The organism is Mesorhizobium sp. WSM4833, assembly GCF_055811095.1.
Genome location: NZ_JBVVQG010000006.1, coordinates 133,025 through 147,305 on the forward strand (window position 1 = coordinate 133,025; position 14,281 = coordinate 147,305).

16 protein-coding genes are annotated in these 14,281 nt (G+C 62.8%); 6 read left to right on the forward strand and 10 right to left on the reverse strand.

What is annotated here, in order from left to right; genetic code table 11:
• Positions 1-49: 49 nt before the first annotated feature.
• On the reverse strand, positions 50-520 hold the full coding sequence (locus AC0L2D_RS13640) for an RDD family protein (RefSeq protein ID WP_027162437.1): 471 nt from the start codon (positions 518-520) through the stop codon (positions 50-52).
• A 202-nt stretch (positions 521-722) separates the two neighbouring features.
• Here AC0L2D_RS13640 and sthA point away from each other — a divergent pair, with 202 nt between their 5' ends.
• The gene (gene sthA, locus AC0L2D_RS13645; protein WP_473541332.1) at positions 723-2,111 is read left to right on the forward strand and encodes a Si-specific NAD(P)(+) transhydrogenase; all 1,389 of its coding nucleotides are present in this window, start codon (positions 723-725) and stop codon (positions 2,109-2,111) included.
• Between the two features lie 26 nt (positions 2,112-2,137).
• On the opposite strand, the gene AC0L2D_RS13650 is transcribed toward sthA, so the two are convergent.
• Positions 2,138-2,806 (reverse strand): alpha/beta hydrolase, encoded by a 669-nt coding sequence (locus tag AC0L2D_RS13650; RefSeq protein ID WP_473541333.1) that lies wholly within the window; start codon positions 2,804-2,806, stop codon positions 2,138-2,140.
• 200 nt (positions 2,807-3,006) lie between these two features.
• On the opposite strand from AC0L2D_RS13650, the gene AC0L2D_RS13655 reads away from it, so the two are divergent.
• Positions 3,007-4,242 (forward strand): OpgC family protein, encoded by a 1,236-nt coding sequence (locus tag AC0L2D_RS13655; RefSeq protein ID WP_024504692.1) that lies wholly within the window; start codon positions 3,007-3,009, stop codon positions 4,240-4,242.
• Positions 4,243-4,244: 2 nt separating this feature from the next.
• Here the strand turns inward: AC0L2D_RS13655 and AC0L2D_RS13660 are convergent, their stop codons facing one another.
• Positions 4,245-5,324, reverse strand: coding sequence for a LacI family DNA-binding transcriptional regulator (locus tag AC0L2D_RS13660; RefSeq protein WP_473541334.1), 1,080 nt, complete (start codon positions 5,322-5,324; stop codon positions 4,245-4,247).
• Between the two features lie 82 nt (positions 5,325-5,406).
• Between AC0L2D_RS13660 and AC0L2D_RS13665 the strand changes: the two genes are divergently transcribed.
• A complete protein-coding gene (locus AC0L2D_RS13665) occupies positions 5,407-5,835 on the forward strand; it encodes a hypothetical protein (RefSeq protein ID WP_473541335.1) in 429 nt (142 codons plus the stop codon).
• Positions 5,836-5,867: 32 nt separating this feature from the next.
• Here AC0L2D_RS13665 and AC0L2D_RS13670 read toward each other — a convergent pair whose 3' ends face one another.
• A complete protein-coding gene (locus AC0L2D_RS13670; RefSeq protein WP_473541336.1) occupies positions 5,868-6,242 on the reverse strand; it encodes a DUF423 domain-containing protein in 375 nt (124 codons plus the stop codon).
• Positions 6,243-6,270: 28 nt separating this feature from the next.
• Entirely contained in the window at positions 6,271-7,530 is a 1,260-nt protein-coding gene (locus AC0L2D_RS13675) for a multidrug efflux MFS transporter (RefSeq protein ID WP_063171892.1), read from the reverse strand.
• Between the two features lie 165 nt (positions 7,531-7,695).
• Between AC0L2D_RS13675 and AC0L2D_RS13680 the strand changes: the two genes are divergently transcribed.
• Together AC0L2D_RS13680 and AC0L2D_RS13685 are read left to right on the forward strand one after the other, a co-directional pair.
• On the forward strand, positions 7,696-8,361 hold the full coding sequence (locus tag AC0L2D_RS13680; RefSeq protein ID WP_027162432.1) for a GntR family transcriptional regulator: 666 nt from the start codon (positions 7,696-7,698) through the stop codon (positions 8,359-8,361).
• Between the two features lie 113 nt (positions 8,362-8,474).
• On the forward strand, positions 8,475-8,708 hold the full coding sequence (locus AC0L2D_RS13685) for a DUF982 domain-containing protein (protein WP_244506945.1): 234 nt from the start codon (positions 8,475-8,477) through the stop codon (positions 8,706-8,708).
• A 66-nt stretch (positions 8,709-8,774) separates the two neighbouring features.
• Here AC0L2D_RS13685 and AC0L2D_RS13690 read toward each other — a convergent pair whose 3' ends face one another.
• Complete coding sequence (locus AC0L2D_RS13690) at positions 8,775-8,927, reverse strand: hypothetical protein (protein WP_013532262.1); 153 nt, start codon at positions 8,925-8,927, stop codon at positions 8,775-8,777.
• A 176-nt stretch (positions 8,928-9,103) separates the two neighbouring features.
• On the reverse strand, positions 9,104-10,147 hold the full coding sequence (locus tag AC0L2D_RS13695) for an aldo/keto reductase (protein WP_013532261.1): 1,044 nt from the start codon (positions 10,145-10,147) through the stop codon (positions 9,104-9,106).
• A gap of 277 nt (positions 10,148-10,424) precedes the next feature.
• Here AC0L2D_RS13695 and ppk2 point away from each other — a divergent pair, with 277 nt between their 5' ends.
• Entirely contained in the window at positions 10,425-11,345 is a 921-nt protein-coding gene (gene ppk2, locus AC0L2D_RS13700; RefSeq protein ID WP_013532260.1) for a polyphosphate kinase 2, read from the forward strand.
• 50 nt (positions 11,346-11,395) lie between these two features.
• On the opposite strand, the gene AC0L2D_RS13705 is transcribed toward ppk2, so the two are convergent.
• The 3 genes from AC0L2D_RS13705 to AC0L2D_RS13715 all read right to left on the reverse strand — a co-directional run bounded on the left by AC0L2D_RS13705 (position 11,396) and on the right by AC0L2D_RS13715 (position 14,208).
• Positions 11,396-12,043 (reverse strand): dihydrofolate reductase family protein, encoded by a 648-nt coding sequence (locus AC0L2D_RS13705; RefSeq protein WP_127367368.1) that lies wholly within the window; start codon positions 12,041-12,043, stop codon positions 11,396-11,398.
• A 217-nt stretch (positions 12,044-12,260) separates the two neighbouring features.
• Positions 12,261-13,292 (reverse strand): porphobilinogen synthase, encoded by a 1,032-nt coding sequence (hemB, locus tag AC0L2D_RS13710; RefSeq protein WP_013532258.1) that lies wholly within the window; start codon positions 13,290-13,292, stop codon positions 12,261-12,263.
• An 88-nt stretch (positions 13,293-13,380) separates the two neighbouring features.
• A complete protein-coding gene (locus AC0L2D_RS13715) occupies positions 13,381-14,208 on the reverse strand; it encodes a DUF2066 domain-containing protein (protein WP_473541337.1) in 828 nt (275 codons plus the stop codon).
• Positions 14,209-14,281: the final 73 nt, after the last annotated feature.

Here is a 14,281-nt window from a genome sequence, read left to right on the forward strand (position 1 = left end):
CCTTCACATTTGTGCTCAATCGGTTGCGACTGCTCTTCAGAGGGCCGTTTCAGCGGTCGGTGCGGCTGACGACCGTGCCAAGCAAAAGATCGTGCAAGGTGCGTTTGCGGTCGGAAAACAGCGTCACCAGCAGGACAAGCGGCGACAGGATGACATTGCCGGCCCAGAACAGCACCGAATGGACAACCGCGGTGAGGCCGTCGATCGGCCTGCCATCGAGCCGATCGAGCCGGATGCCCATCATCTTCATGCCCGTGGTGGCCTGATCGGTGCTGCCCAGCGTGTTCCAGATGTAGAGGATGGCCACAGTCGGCAACAGGATGCCGAACAGCATCCAGCCAAGCCCGAGGGTCAAAAGCCCGAGGAAGAACACCAGAATGGCAAACGGGATGGTGAGCAGCGCGACGATGACATAGTCGATCATGAAGGCGAGGATGCGCTTCGTGCGCACGCCGTCATAGGCCCTGACATCGTCGAGCCTGCTGGTGATGAGTTCGCCGTCGAGAACGCGCGCGTTCATGTCATTTCCTCGTAACAAGGTCCGACATAGGGTGCGGACCGCTCAGCCATGAAATGGTGAAGGCCTGTGGCGGAATCAAGATCGCGCTTCCAGCGGTGCTCCAGCTTCGATGGCGTCGGGCCCGATGTGAACTGGTTGAATTTGCGGCGCGGATAGCATTAGCTTGTTGCGGCGCAGCAGAGCGCACAGGGGACGGGGCAATATGGACTACGACATGCTGGTCATCGGCAGCGGACCTTCCGGCCGCCGTGCCGCGGTGCAGTCGGCCAAGCTCGGCAAGTCCGTGCTGGTGGTCGACCGCGGCCGGCGTCTGGGCGGTGTCTCGGTGCATACCGGCACCATCCCATCGAAAACGCTGCGCGAAACGGTGCTCAATCTTTCGGGCTGGCGCGAGCGCGGCTTCTACGGGCGCGGCTACCGGGTCAAGCAGGATATCTCGGTCGGCGATCTGGTCGAGCGCCTGCACAAGACGCTCGACCATGAGGTCGAGGTGCTGCAGCACCAGTTCATGCGCAACACGGTCAAGAGCGCTCGCGCCGCGGTGAAATTCCTTGGCCCCAACAAGGTCAGCCTGACATCAGACACCGGCGATTACAGCGAGGTCGGTTTTACCAATGCGCTGATAGCGGTCGGCACCAGGCCGCACCGCCCGCGCGACGTGCCTTTCGACCAGACCCGCGTCTTCGACAGCGACGAGATGCTGGAGCTTGATCGCTTGCCGCGCACGCTGACCGTGATCGGCGCCGGCGTCATCGGCGTCGAATATGCGACGATCTTTTCCGCGCTCGACGTGCCGGTAACCTTGGTCGAGCCGCGCAACTCCATCCTCGATTTCGTCGACCGCGAGATCGTCGACGATTTCATCCACCAGATGCGCGATCGCGGCATGACCATCCGGCTGGGCAGCGCGGTGAAGGAGATCCGCTCCAAGCCGGACGCCGCCGAAGTGGAACTGGCCGATGGCCGCACCATCCGTTCCGAGGTTGTGCTCTACGCCGCCGGTCGCACCGGCAATGTCGGCAGCCTGGGCCTGGATATTGTCGGCATCGACGCCGACTCCAGAGGGCGCATCAAGGTCGATCCGCAATCCTTCCAGACCAGCGTGCCCAACATCTATGCCGCCGGCGACGTCATCGGCTTTCCGAGCCTGGCCTCGACTTCGATGGAGCAGGGCAGGGTGGCCGCCTGCCATGCCTTTGGAGTGCCTTTGCCGCCGCCGCCGGAAACCTTCCCCTATGGCATCTATGCGGTGCCGGAAATCTCGACGGTCGGCCAGTCCGAAGAACAGGTGCGTGAGAGCGGTGCGGCCTACGAGGTCGGCGTGGCGCGTTTTCGCGAGACCTCGCGCGGCCACATCATGGGTGTCAACACCGGCTTCCTGAAGCTGCTGTTTTCGATCGAAACGCGCCGTCTGCTCGGCGCGCACATCATCGGCGAGGGCGCCACCGAGCTCATCCACATCGGCCAGGCGGTGATCAATCTCGGCGGCACCGTCGACTTCTTCGTCAACAACACCTTCAACTATCCGACGCTCGCCGAAGCCTACAAGATCGCTGGGCTGGATGCCTGGAACCGGATGGGAAGAGGGTAGGCCGGCTGGTCGTGGCGGCGAGCCTGTCAGCCTGCCTGCGCCACCGCCGCCGGTCCCGCCAGCCATTGCCTGACGATTGCCGCGTCGGCGCTGCCGAATTCATGACCTGACGGGACAATCCTGGCGTCGATCTCGGCGCCATGCCGACTGAGCAATGTCACCAGAGCAGGGGCGAAAGACGCATAGGTGAGGTCGGCGGCGCCGGCGATCATCAGCACCCGCACCTTTGACAGATCCGTCGCCGGCACATCATCGAGCACCGGCATCGGTCGCAGCAGCGCGGCGCGTTCGACAAGGCCCGGATGCAGCAGCATCAGGCTCGAAACCAGATTGGCGCCGTTCGAATAGCCGAGGAAAATTGTGCGCGAGAGGTCGAGATAATGGCGTGTGGCCGCGTCAGCGACGAAGCCCGCAAAGGTCTCGGTTTCGGTGCGGATGCTCGCCTGTTCGAAGCGCGTCGGCGTGATCCGCGCGAACCAGCGGAAACCATCCTCCTGGACAACGCGGCCACGCACCGCGATGAGCGTGGCACGCGGTGCGATCTCTCGCGCCAGCGGCACCAATGTCGTCTCGTCGACACCCGACCCATGCAGCAGGAAGAAGCAGTCGCCCGTTGAATCCGCCGCGCCGTAAAGCCGGTAGTGGAAGGCGAGATCACGCCGCAACGCACCATCTTGTGAGGTCTCGTCGATCATCGACCATCCTCTTGATTATATGACGTTTCGCTCAATTTGCCGGCTTCAAAACGCAATATTTTCAAGCTCCGCGAAAGTTGATTGAACCGGGCGCATTACAGTCCGTTTCTCCGCCGATAACATCCTTCGGGAGGAATCGAAGCGGTGCGCCGGGGGTCGCATTGCCGGTATGAACAACCAGCTTTGAGGCCTTTTTGTCGATGACCACCCAGATTTCCCCGGACCGCGATGCGCGTGTCCCAGACCGCGAGGCGCGTGTCCCGGACCGCACTGAGCGCGACACGCGCATCGATGTGATCCGTGCTCTCGCCTTGTTGACCATCTATGTCGACCATGTGCCGGGTACCGCCTTCGAGTATCTGACATACAAGAATTTCGGCTTTTCGGATGCGGCGGAGGTCTTCGTGCTGATCTCGGGAATCTCGGTCGCGCTCGCCTACGGCAAGAAATTCCAGCCTGGAAACCGGCTGCTGGCAACTTTGAAGATGTTGCGCCGCGCCGGTGTGCTTTATGCCACCCACATCGTCACCACCATGGTGGTGATGGCCATTTTCTGCGCTGCGGCGGTGTTTGCCAGGCGGCCGGAGCTTTTGACGATGATCAACATCGAGCCGTTGATCAAGAATACGCCGCAGGTGCTGATCGGCATCGTGACGCTCGGCCACCAGCTCGGCTACAACAACATCCTGCCCGTCTATGCGGTGCTGCTCTTGCTGGCGCCGCTGTTCCTGCTCATTGTCAGCTATCGGCCGGTCCTGGCACTGGTGGCATCCGGCGCCCTGTGGCTGGTCGCGGGGATTTATCAGATTGCTCCGCCCAACTACCCCGAGCCCGGCTTCTGGTTTCTCAACCCGCTGTCGTGGCAGTTCCTTTTCAACATCGGCCTGGCGGGCACGCTGCATGTGCGTCGCGGCGGCACCATCCCGGTCAATCGCTGGCTGGTTGGGGCGGCCTTGGCCTACACCGTTGTGGCCCTGGTCTGGGTGCACAGCCCGCTCTGGGGGCATATCTCCTGGTTTGGCCTGCCTCCGGTGCTGACCGGTTTCGACAAGACGTTCCTGTCGCTGCCGAGGCTCCTGCATATACTCGCAGTGAGCTACCTGATCGTGGCATTCCCGGCGATCTCGAATCTGTTTCGCACCGGGCGCGATCATCCGCTTGCCATATTGGGCAAACGATCGCTGCCGGTTTTCATTGCCGGCACGGTGCTTGCAATGGCGGCGCAGGTGCTGAAGCTGATCAATCCGGGCGGATTTGCCTATGACAGTCTGTTGATATCGGCCGGCATCGTCATGCAGTTCGCGCTCGCCTACTATCTCGAATGGCTATCGGGCCTTGGCTGGTCCGCCAAAAGCAGGCCGGCTCACAGCGCCGCATCGCCCGTCCATGCTGCATCCTTCGCGATGCCGGGCATGGCGACAAGAATGGGCCGTTGAGCTCAGGTGGGCGAGGGGCCGGATGAGGCCCGCACCACGAGTTCGACCGGCAGCGATTGCCGGCTGAACGAACCATCATTTTCAAGGATCGCCTTGACGGCAAGGCGGCCCATCTCGGCGATCGGCTGGACGATCGTGGTCAGCGGCGGCTTGGAAACCGCCCCTTCCGGAACACCGTCGAAGCCGACGACAGAAACATCGCCCGGTACCGCAATGTCGTGCTGCCGCAGCCAGTCCAGCGCATGGAGCGCCATCCTGTCCGACATCGCCAGGACGGCTGTCGGCACCTCGGCACCGGCGAAAATATGTTCGAGGCCGGCCCACACGCTCTTCTCGTCATTGACGGTCTCGTAGATCGGCACACGCGAGACGTCGATGTCGACGCGGGAGAGTTCCGCGAAATAGCCACGCAAGCGGTCCCGCGTAGCGGAATAGAGGGCCATTTCCACCTGCTCCCTTGTGGTAGGGCCGAAGCCTGCGTCGGCACAGGGCAGGGTAAGCACGGCAAAGCGGCGATGTCCGAGTTCGGTCAGGTGGCGGGCCGCCAGGCCGGCACCGGCGATGTTGTCGACGCCGATCGCCGCGACCGCATCGTCGTCGTCCGAATCGAGATCGAGCGCCACAAAGGGGAGCTTGCGTTCGCGCGCCAGTTGGACCAGCTTTGAGCCGCCATCGACACAGAAGACGATGAAGCCATCGACCAGCGCACTCTGGATGTTCCACGCGAGCTGCTCCCCATTGACGGCGGAGACCAGCGAAATCCCCGCACCGGTCGCGTCACAAGCCTGCGAGATGCTGGCCATCATCACCCGGGCAAAGGGATCGTCGAAGAAATAGGAGAGGGGTTCCGCGGTCGCGACACCGATGGCATTGACCTTGCCGGCGCGCAGCAGCCGGCCCTTGGGATCCGGTCCGCCATATCCCATGGCCTCGGCTGCCGCCTTGACCCGTTCACGGACCTCCTCGCGCACGATCTCCGGACGGGCGAAGACGTTGGACGCGGTGCCGTGCGACACGCCGGCTGCCTTGGCAATGTCCGCCAGCCGGACCGGTCTTGTCTTTGCAGAGATAAGTGGCGCCATCTTCGTCTCCTGAATTCTTCCCATTTAACACTTTCGTTGGATCGGTTCAAATTTTGGCTTGATCGAGGCTTCGATAGGGCCTATGTTTGAATCGATCCAAGGAAACGCCTGCTGGCGGAATTGGATCGATTCAACATCAAGTAGGGAGTTGTGTCATGCATCCCGTCAATTTTCTGTTCGAAGACATTTACCGCAACGACTGGAGCATCTCGTCGAACACCGCGACGCAGAAGCGCCGCGGCAAAACCAGCCCATGGGTCCGCGAGTTGCGGTTCCTTGTGGAGCGCAAGCGGAGCTGATCGGGGTCGGTTTTTCGCACCTCTCGATTGGATCGATTCAAGCGCTGAAAGGAGCGCACATCATGCATCCCGTGAGCTATCTATTTGAAGACATCTACCGCAACTATTGGGGTATCGCGCCGGCTTCCAAAAAGCCGCAAGGGCATTGGTTGGCCAAGCTGCGGCGGCGCAATCGCGAATTGCTTATCAAGCCCGAGCGCCGGCAGGATTAGCCGCCACGCTCGACGTTTGGTGCCGGCGGGCGTCAGGACCGCACGCGCACCAGCGCCGAGGCAGCGATCGCCAGCCAGCCGGCAATGAGCAGCGTGCCGCCGATCGGCGCCGACAGCGGGAATAGCCGCGAGCCCAGAAAATCGCGGGCCAGCAGATCGCCGCAGAACAGCAGAAGCCCAACCAGCAGGATCAGGCTGCCGATGCGCAGGATCCGGTTCGCGCCAAGCAATCCGGCGGCAAGGAAGACCGGCGCATGCATCAGCAGGAACGATGCGGCGGTGCCAACGAAGGCGCCGCCGAGATGCGCTGCCGCGGCCGACAGCGCCACGCCGGCAGCACCGCAGAAGCCCCCGGCCAGGACGAGGATACGGCTGCTGTTGTCGGAAGGTCGTTCGGCTGTGCTCATATTTGGGGCCCTGTGACGCCCAACCCCGTCAGGGCTTGCCGGGGTTGGCAACCATGTCCTGCTCGCGGCGTGACTGTGCCAGCCAGTTATACACCGCGCCGCCGGCCATCAAGATGGACGTGCCTAGAAACACCGAGCGCATGCCGAAATGACCACCGGCAAAGCCGCCGAGCAAGGGACCGGCGACTTGCCCGACATATTGGGCGGAGATCGACAGCCCGAGCACATTGCCGCCGACCCCATCGGGAACATTGTGGCGGATCACGCTGGTGATGCAGGGCAACAGCCCGCCCAGCGCCAGACCCATCAGGAAGCGCAGGCCGATGAGTTGCCAGCTCTGTGTGACGAAGGCCTGCGGGATCAGCAGCAGCGCCGAGACGGCAAGCGCGCCGATGATGACGTTCCAGTGGCCGACGCGGTCGGCGAGCTTGCCGAGGCGCGAGGCCGACAGGATGGCGCCAAGGGCCGCCGCCGACATGACGACGCCTGATATCAGCGTGACGCGGCTCTGGTCCTCGATGAGCTGCTGCACATAGACGGTGATGATCGGCTCGATCGACATGGTGGCGAAGCTCAACAGCATGCCGGTCGCCAGCATGGCGACAACAGGCCGTTTGTCGGGGATTTGTGACCAGCCGCCTTTCCGCTTCTGCGTCGCTCCGGCGTCTGCTGTTTTCGGCCGGGGATTCTCCTTGATCAGAAACGTGGTCGCCAGGAATGCCAGGAAGATGACGCCGCCGGAGAGGAGAAAGGTGGCGCGGATGCCGATCAGCGGCGGCAGGGCGCCGCCAACCAGCGGGCCGACCAGAGCCCCGCCCGTGATGCCGGCCGACAGCAGGCCCAGCGCCCAGCCGGAACGCTCCTTGGGTGTCTGCATGGCGACGAGGATGGTCGATCCCGAGGAGTAGCCGCCGGCAAAGCCGATGAGCAGCCGCAGCAGCACCAGCTGCCAGACCGTCTGCACCATGCCGGTCAGCGACATGCATATGGCCATGCCGAAGCTGGCGCGAACCAGCATCACCTTGCGGCCATAGCGGTCGCCGAGACGTCCCCAGAGCGGCGCCACCAGCGCCGCCGCGAAGAACGTCGCGCCATAGGCAATCCCCGACCATTGCACGATCGCCGCGTGACCCTCGGCACCCAGCTGCTCGATATAGAGCGGCAGGAACGGCAGAAGCAGCGTCATGGCGACAAGCGTCGAAAACGAACCGGCGAAGCACACGAACAGATTGCGCCGCCAGTGGATGTTGTAGGTGCTGTCGGTCGCCGGGGGCGTGCTCTGCTGCATGTCGTGTGTCCTGTCCCAGCAACTCTTTTATCGATGCTTGCTGCGGATACCAATTTGGGATACCAAGATGGTGCACGTCATGGACGCAAGGCTGGCCGCTGTCAATGCAGCCTGTCGAACGTGATCGGCAAAACGATCGCAAACGGCCAAAAGATGGAAACGACAATGTCGCAGATGCACAGCGTGGAAAAACAGCTTCGGCAGATGATCCTGGGCCTCGAGATCGGTCCCGGCGAAAAGCTGACCGAGCGCTGGATCGAGAGCCGTTTCGGTGCATCGCGAACCCCGGTCAGGGCAGCACTTCTGCGGCTCGAGACCGAGGGGCTGGTCGGCAGGGACGGGCGCGGCTGGACGGTGTCGCCGATCAATCTGGCTGAACTCGAGCAGATCGCCGTCTACAGGGAGGCGGTCGAGGTTGCGGCAGTTCGCCTGACATGCGGCCTGGCGGACCGGAGCGCCATCGATGTCATCGAGGCGATGCTCGAATCCTGCGACAACGACACGCCGCGCGAGGAATGGCATCGCGTCGGCATGGATTTTCACATCGAACTGGCGCGTCTGTCGGGCAATGAATTCCTGTTCCGGGCGGTCCGTGATGCCATGACACGCCTGTCACGGGCGCGCTGGCTGGAGGTTCGCGACGAAGCGGCCCTCAGCCGCGCCTGGGCCGAACATCGCGCCATACTGGCGGCGGCACGCCGTGGCGACGTCGATGAAGCCGCGCGCCTGCTCTCGGTCCACATCGTCGGCAGCCGCGACCGGCTGGTGACGTCGCTCGCCAACGATCGGCGCGGTCTTCGCGCCAGAGGCTTTGCCGTCGTTGCTGCTTAAGGTGGATGAAGGGGCGCAAAGCGGCGTCTGGACGTGTGCGCACTTTCGCCCTCGCTTCGCAGACGCCGATGGCGTAAGGAGCGGCGATGGAAAACAACCGATTTGAAACACCTGTGACTGTGAAGTCAGTCGCGGCGGGAAGCACTCAGCTCTTGCGCACGGCGCGTGAGGCTTCCGACTACCTCCTCAACAGCTGGCCCGGCAAGCGCAGCCCCAAGCATCGCGCGGCCCTGCAGGCCTGCCATGACGCACTCGCCGGCGACAAGCCGGCGATGAACGCCAGGCGCGCCTTCATTGCGGCGGCGCGCGAAGTGGACGTCTTTGTCAGCGACAAGGCGCCGGCCTGACACAAGGCGACATCCGAGGCGGCAATCCGGATTGAGGCACGGCCCGCATCTGCGGGCCTTTTGCCGTCACTTTGCCGTTTCGGTTTCGGCTTCAGTCTCGTCTTCGGGCTTCGAACGTTCCCTCGCTGCAACCTTGGCTGCCAGCTTCTCGGCCTTCTTGGCCGCCTTCTGGCGGTCGCGTTCCTTGCGTTCCTGATCGTAGTTTGGTGGTCGCGCCATATCGGCTCCTTTTTCACTGCCTCGCGGCTCTGGTCCTGCCTAGGAGCATTAGCCGTCAAACACAACAGCTGAAGCGATAGTGCGTCGATGATGGCCAGGCTTGCAAGATGCGCGCCGCAATGATGGGGCCACGCCCATCACTGCGGCGGCGATACCTATCGCCATCGATTTGCCGATCAGATGCCGCTTCGGTCAATCACCAGATCGGCGGCACCAAAGCGGTCCTTTGCCGTCAGCTGCTGGTGCCAGTAGGGATAGAGCAGGGGCGGCCGGCTGACCGCGTCGAGGCGCGCGCGCTCCTCGTCGGAAAGCACCAGGCTTGCCGCCGCGATGTTGTCCAGGAACTGCGTTTCCGTCCTGCCGCCGATCACCAGGGAACTGATGGACGGCCGGCCAAGCAGCCAGGCCAGCGCCACCTGCGCTGCCGACACGCCGCGCTGCGCGCCGATCTCCACAAGCACATCGACGATCCGCCACAGCCGGTCCTCGTCGCGGATCGGTGGTTCCGACCAGCCCGCGAGTTGGCGGGCGGTGGGGCTGTCACGGCGGTATTTGCCGGACAGCAATCCGCCGGCAAGCGGGCTCCAGACCAGAACGCCCAGCCCCTGGTCGACGGAAATCGGCAGCAGTTCGTACTCCGCTTCGCGCGCTTCCAGCGTGTAGTGGATCTGCTGCGTGATGAAGCGCGGCTGATGACGGCTGTCGCTGATGCCGAGCGCCTTCATCACCTGCCAGCCGGAATAGTTGGAGCAGCCGACATAGCGGATCTTGCCCTGGGCAACCAGCGTGTCGAGCGCGCCGATGGTTTCCTCCAGCGGCGTCACGCCATCCCATTCGTGCAGGAAATAGATGTCGATGACGTCGGTCTTGAGCCGCTTCAGGCTCTTCTCGCATTCCCGGATCAGGTGATGGCGCGACAGGCCTTCGTCGTTTGGACCTTTGCCGATCCGCATCCGTGCCTTGGAGGCGATCAGCACGTCGCCCTTGCGCTTGCCGCCGAGCGCTTCGCCGATGATTTCTTCGGAAATGCCGTTCGAATAGACATTGGCGGTGTCGATGACATTGATGCCGGCGTCGATACAGAGATCGATCATCCGGCGCGCTTCGTCGAGATCGGTCTTGCCGACCGCCGAAAAAGCTCCGGCGCCGCCGAACGTCATGGTCCCCATGGTCAGTGTCGAAACTTTCAGGCCGGAACGGCCGAGGGTGCGGTATTCCATGTCGGTCCTCGCGATTACGTTGGAAAAAGGCTGGGGGGGCGCCCGAAAGTGGCCGCTATTTGTAGGACAATTTGGGTGACGTGTCTCCATGCCAGCGCGGCGGATCGATCATGCCTGGCTGGACCGACGGCGGCGGTAACCATGCTCGCGCTGCAATAAAACCGTCATTGCAGGCCTATATGGAAGTCGGCTCAGGTGTTGCCGTTCCCGGGCTGTAGGCCGGGAGTTTGGGGCGCCGGACGTGGATCGACAGAGCTTGCAAGTGGAGCAGCCGATAATGACCGAGCTAAAACAGAATTCTCCGGCCAGGGATTGGCTTGAAGCCGAGCTCGCCGACACGCTTGACGAAGACTATGAGCTCGAAATGTCGGAGCCGGCGCTGTCGATGGAGATCGCCAAGATCTACAAGAACTCGCATCCGCCTTCGATCGATCGCATGCAGTATTTTCGCGACCTGATCACCCTGCAGTCCGAATTGATCAAGCTGCAGTCCTGGGTCGCCCACCACAAGAAGAAGCTGGTGGTAATCTTCGAGGGACGCGATTCGGCCGGCAAGGGCGGTGTCATCAAACGCATCACCCAGCGCCTCAACCCGCGCATCTGCCGTGTCGTCGCACTGCCGGCGCCGACGGAGCGCGAAAAGTCGCAATGGTATTTCCAGCGCTATGTCCCGCATCTGCCGGCCGGCGGCGAGATCGTGCTGTTCGACCGCTCATGGTACAACCGCTCGGGCGTCGAGCGGGTGATGGGCTTTGCCCAGCCCGATCAGGTCGAAGAATTCTTCCACGACGTGCCGGAATTCGAGCGCATGCTGGTCCGCTCGGGCATCACCGTGGTCAAATACTGGTTCTCGATCACCGACGAGGAACAGCAGATGCGCTTCCTGATGCGCATCCACGATCCGATGAAACAGTGGAAACTGTCGCCGATGGACCTGCAGTCGCGCGTGCGTTGGGAGCAGTACACCAAGGCCAAGGAAGAGACCTTCGCCCGCACCAACATCCCGGAAGCGCCCTGGTTCATCGTCGAGGGCAACGACAAGAAGCGCGCGCGGCTGAACTGCATCGACCATCTGCTCAAGCAGCTGCCTTACGAGGAAGTGCCGCACGAGGAGATCACTTTGCCGGAGCGCGTCTTCAACCCCGAATACGAGCGCCAGGTGCTGCCGCGCGAGCTCTACGTGCCGGAAAAGTATTGAGGCAGACGAAGCTGCGATCTCCCCCACGCGGGGGGAGATTGGCTCTCCACCTACGCCCGCTTGATCACCACATGCGTCGCGAGCGGGGTCGCCACCTGCTCGCTGCAGACATAGCCGAGCTTGAGCATGTCCAGGCCGGCAAAAAGGTTCTCGCCCGTGCCCAGCAGCAGCGGCGCGATCGCCAGATGCATCTCGTCGATCAGTTTTTCCTGCAGATATTGCCGTATGGTGGCGACGCCGCCGCCGACCCGCACATCCTTGCCGCCAGCGGCAGCCTTTGCCTGTTCAAGAGCTGAATGGATGCCGTCGACGACGAAGTGGAAAGTGGTGCCGCCCTCCATCGTGATCGGTTCCCGCTTGTGATGGGTCAGCACGAAAACCGGCACATGATAGGGCGGGTTGTCGCCCCACCAGCCTTTCCAGCTGTCGTCAGGCCATTCGCCGCGGATCGGTCCGAACATGTTGCGGCCGAGGATCCAGGCGCCGACATTTTCGAAGCTGCGCGCCGCGAACGCCTCGTTGACGTCGGTGGTGCCGCCGTCTTGTCCGAGCACCATCTCGCGGAAGGTGCGGGTGTCGACAAACCACTTGTGCAAGGATTCCCCACCGACGCCGAGCGGATTTTGCAGATCCTGATCGGGACCGGCGCCATAGCCGTCGAGCGATAGGGTGAAAGCGTTGACGCGAAGTTTGGACATGCGAGCCTCCTCGATAACCGATTGTGTTTTGCAAGCAGTTTTTTGTAACAAACCGATTGTGAATTGCAAGCGGTATTTTCAAGCTCAAACGAAGCCCACGCAACGGTCAAGTGGCCCTCGCTATGGATTCCCCGGCCAAGAGCCGGAAATTGGTATGGATGTCGAAGCGGATTGGCCGACATTGCTCGCCGCGACCGGCCGTCGTCGCGAAGAGAAATTACCCCTTCAGCATCTCCGCCACTTCGGGTGCGAAATAGGTCAGGATGCCGTCGCAGCCGGCGCGCTTGAAGGCGAGCAGCGATTCCAGCATTGCCTTCTCGCCGTCGATCCAGCCATTGGCGCCTGCCGCCTTGATCATCGAATATTCGCCTGACACCTGGTAGGCGAAGGTCGGCATCTGGAACTCGTCCTTCAGCCGCCGGATGATGTCGAGATAGGGCAGGCCGGGCTTGACCATCAGCATGTCGGCGCCCTCGGCGATGTCCTGTTCGGCCTCTCTCACCGCCTCGTCCGAATTGGCATGGTCGATGTAATAGGTCTTCTTGTCGCCCTTGAGCAGACCGGCGGTGCCCACCGCCTCGCGATAGGGTCCGTAGAAGGCCGAGGCGAATTTGGTCGCATAGGACATGATCGCCACGTCCTGAAAACCATTGGCATCGAGCGCGTCGCGGATGGCGCCGATGCGGCCGTCCATCATGTCGGACGGTGCGATGATGTCGGCGCCGGCGGCCGCCTGGATGACTGCAGCGGCGGTCACCTGTTCCACTGTCTCGTCGTTGACGATGATGCCGTCGCGCAGGATGCCGTCATGGCCGTGGCTGGTGAATGGGTCGAGCGCTGCGTCGGTGATGATGCCGATCTGCGGTACCGCATCCTTGATCGCACGGGTGGCGCGGTTGATCACATTGTCGGGATCGAGGATGTGCGAGCCGGTCTGGTCGCGCAGCGAGATGTCCACATTGGGGAAGGTGGCGAGGGCGGGAATGCCGAGTTTTGCCGCGCGCTCTGCCTCCTTGACGGCGAGATCGATCGACAGGCGGAAGACGCCGGGCATGGCGGCGATAGGCTCGCGGATACCCTTGCCCTCGACGACGAAGATCGGCCAGATCAAATCGTCGACCGTGAGCCGGTTCTCCTGCACCAGACGGCGCGACCAGTCGGCCTTGCGCATGCGGCGCAGACGGCGGCTGCCGGTGATCTCGTCGACGCCGCGCGCGCCGGCGGGCTTTGCGGGGGTGAATTTGTTCATCGCCAGTACTCTCGTTCGGGCAGGCTTTTACCACGAGCTCCCGCCGCTGACCAATGCGGCACGATTGTGCCAGCGACCGGGTCGAGGCCTATTCGGGTTGCCCATTGCCTGACAGAATCTGTGCCGCGCCCCTGATGGCGACACGGAAAGCCTCGTCGAAGCCGACACCGCGCACCTGCCAGACGTAGGTCTTGCCGGCCATGGCCAGCCGCCAGTCGGCGATCCAGCCCAGTTCCTTGTCGCTCCAGACGAGGCTGCCGTAAAGCGCCTGGTCGGCGCCGGCCCTCTTCGCCAGTGTGTCGAGCTTCGTCATCTCGGCATTGCGAAGCGCCTGATCGTCCAATCCGGCCTGCGACAGCTGCGCCACCGTGGGAAAAGTCACCTGCATGGCCAGCGGTACGGCGGCATTGCCGAACGATTCGCGCATCAGCATGCCACGGTCGTCCTCGGCATCGAGCGCGTAATGCGTTGTTCCGCGCTCGGTCGCCAAAAACACCACCAGCCGTGGCCGCTCGGTCAGCCACGGCCTGCTGCCGAGCGAAGCCAGCACCGGGTCGACGTCAGCAGGCTTGTACTGGCAGTAGAGATTATGAGGCCGATCGTACGTGCCCTGGTCGTCATGGTTGGGAATGCCTTCCATGCGGTCGCGATAGTGGAAACTGGCGACGAAGGTGCCGGCTTTGTCGCGCAATGCCGTCATTTCAGGTTTCGCCGGCAGGCGCTGATCGCCGGAAACCCGCACCAGAACCGCGTCGAGGCAGCGCTTGAAGCCGGACTGGCGGTTCTTCTCGTACTTGCCGTTGACGATGGTCTGCGAGCTGTAGAGGTCTTCCAAAGTCCCCGCCATGACCGGGTGGACAGCCAAGCAGAGGCTCAGCCCGATTGCCACCGGCGCAAGGTGCGAAAATCGAGTCATAAACAATCGTCCCGTTCGAAGACCCACCAGGTACGCTGCAATGAACTCTACCCAGTTTTCCGTATTGCAGCTC

Excerpts from the sequence above, each read along its gene's own strand:
- AC0L2D_RS13640 (WP_027162437.1), bottom strand. The coding sequence starts at position 520 with ATGAACGCGCGCGTTCTCGACGGCGAACTCATCACCAGCAGGCTCGAC.
- sthA (WP_473541332.1), top strand. The coding sequence starts at position 723 with ATGGACTACGACATGCTGGTCATCGGCAGCGGACCTTCCGGCCGCCGT.
- AC0L2D_RS13650 (WP_473541333.1), bottom strand. The coding sequence starts at position 2,806 with ATGATCGACGAGACCTCACAAGATGGTGCGTTGCGGCGTGATCTCGCC.
- AC0L2D_RS13655 (WP_024504692.1), top strand. The coding sequence starts at position 3,007 with ATGACCACCCAGATTTCCCCGGACCGCGATGCGCGTGTCCCAGACCGC.
- AC0L2D_RS13660 (WP_473541334.1), bottom strand. The coding sequence starts at position 5,324 with ATGGCGCCACTTATCTCTGCAAAGACAAGACCGGTCCGGCTGGCGGAC.
- AC0L2D_RS13665 (WP_473541335.1), top strand. The coding sequence starts at position 5,407 with ATGTTTGAATCGATCCAAGGAAACGCCTGCTGGCGGAATTGGATCGAT.
- AC0L2D_RS13670 (WP_473541336.1), bottom strand. The coding sequence starts at position 6,242 with ATGAGCACAGCCGAACGACCTTCCGACAACAGCAGCCGTATCCTCGTC.
- AC0L2D_RS13675 (WP_063171892.1), bottom strand. The coding sequence starts at position 7,530 with ATGCAGCAGAGCACGCCCCCGGCGACCGACAGCACCTACAACATCCAC.
- AC0L2D_RS13680 (WP_027162432.1), top strand. The coding sequence starts at position 7,696 with ATGTCGCAGATGCACAGCGTGGAAAAACAGCTTCGGCAGATGATCCTG.
- AC0L2D_RS13690 (WP_013532262.1), bottom strand. The coding sequence starts at position 8,927 with ATGGCGCGACCACCAAACTACGATCAGGAACGCAAGGAACGCGACCGC.
- AC0L2D_RS13695 (WP_013532261.1), bottom strand. The coding sequence starts at position 10,147 with ATGGAATACCGCACCCTCGGCCGTTCCGGCCTGAAAGTTTCGACACTG.
- ppk2 (WP_013532260.1), top strand. The coding sequence starts at position 10,425 with ATGACCGAGCTAAAACAGAATTCTCCGGCCAGGGATTGGCTTGAAGCC.
- AC0L2D_RS13705 (WP_127367368.1), bottom strand. The coding sequence starts at position 12,043 with ATGTCCAAACTTCGCGTCAACGCTTTCACCCTATCGCTCGACGGCTAT.
- hemB (WP_013532258.1), bottom strand. The coding sequence starts at position 13,292 with ATGAACAAATTCACCCCCGCAAAGCCCGCCGGCGCGCGCGGCGTCGAC.
- AC0L2D_RS13715 (WP_473541337.1), bottom strand. The coding sequence starts at position 14,208 with ATGACTCGATTTTCGCACCTTGCGCCGGTGGCAATCGGGCTGAGCCTC.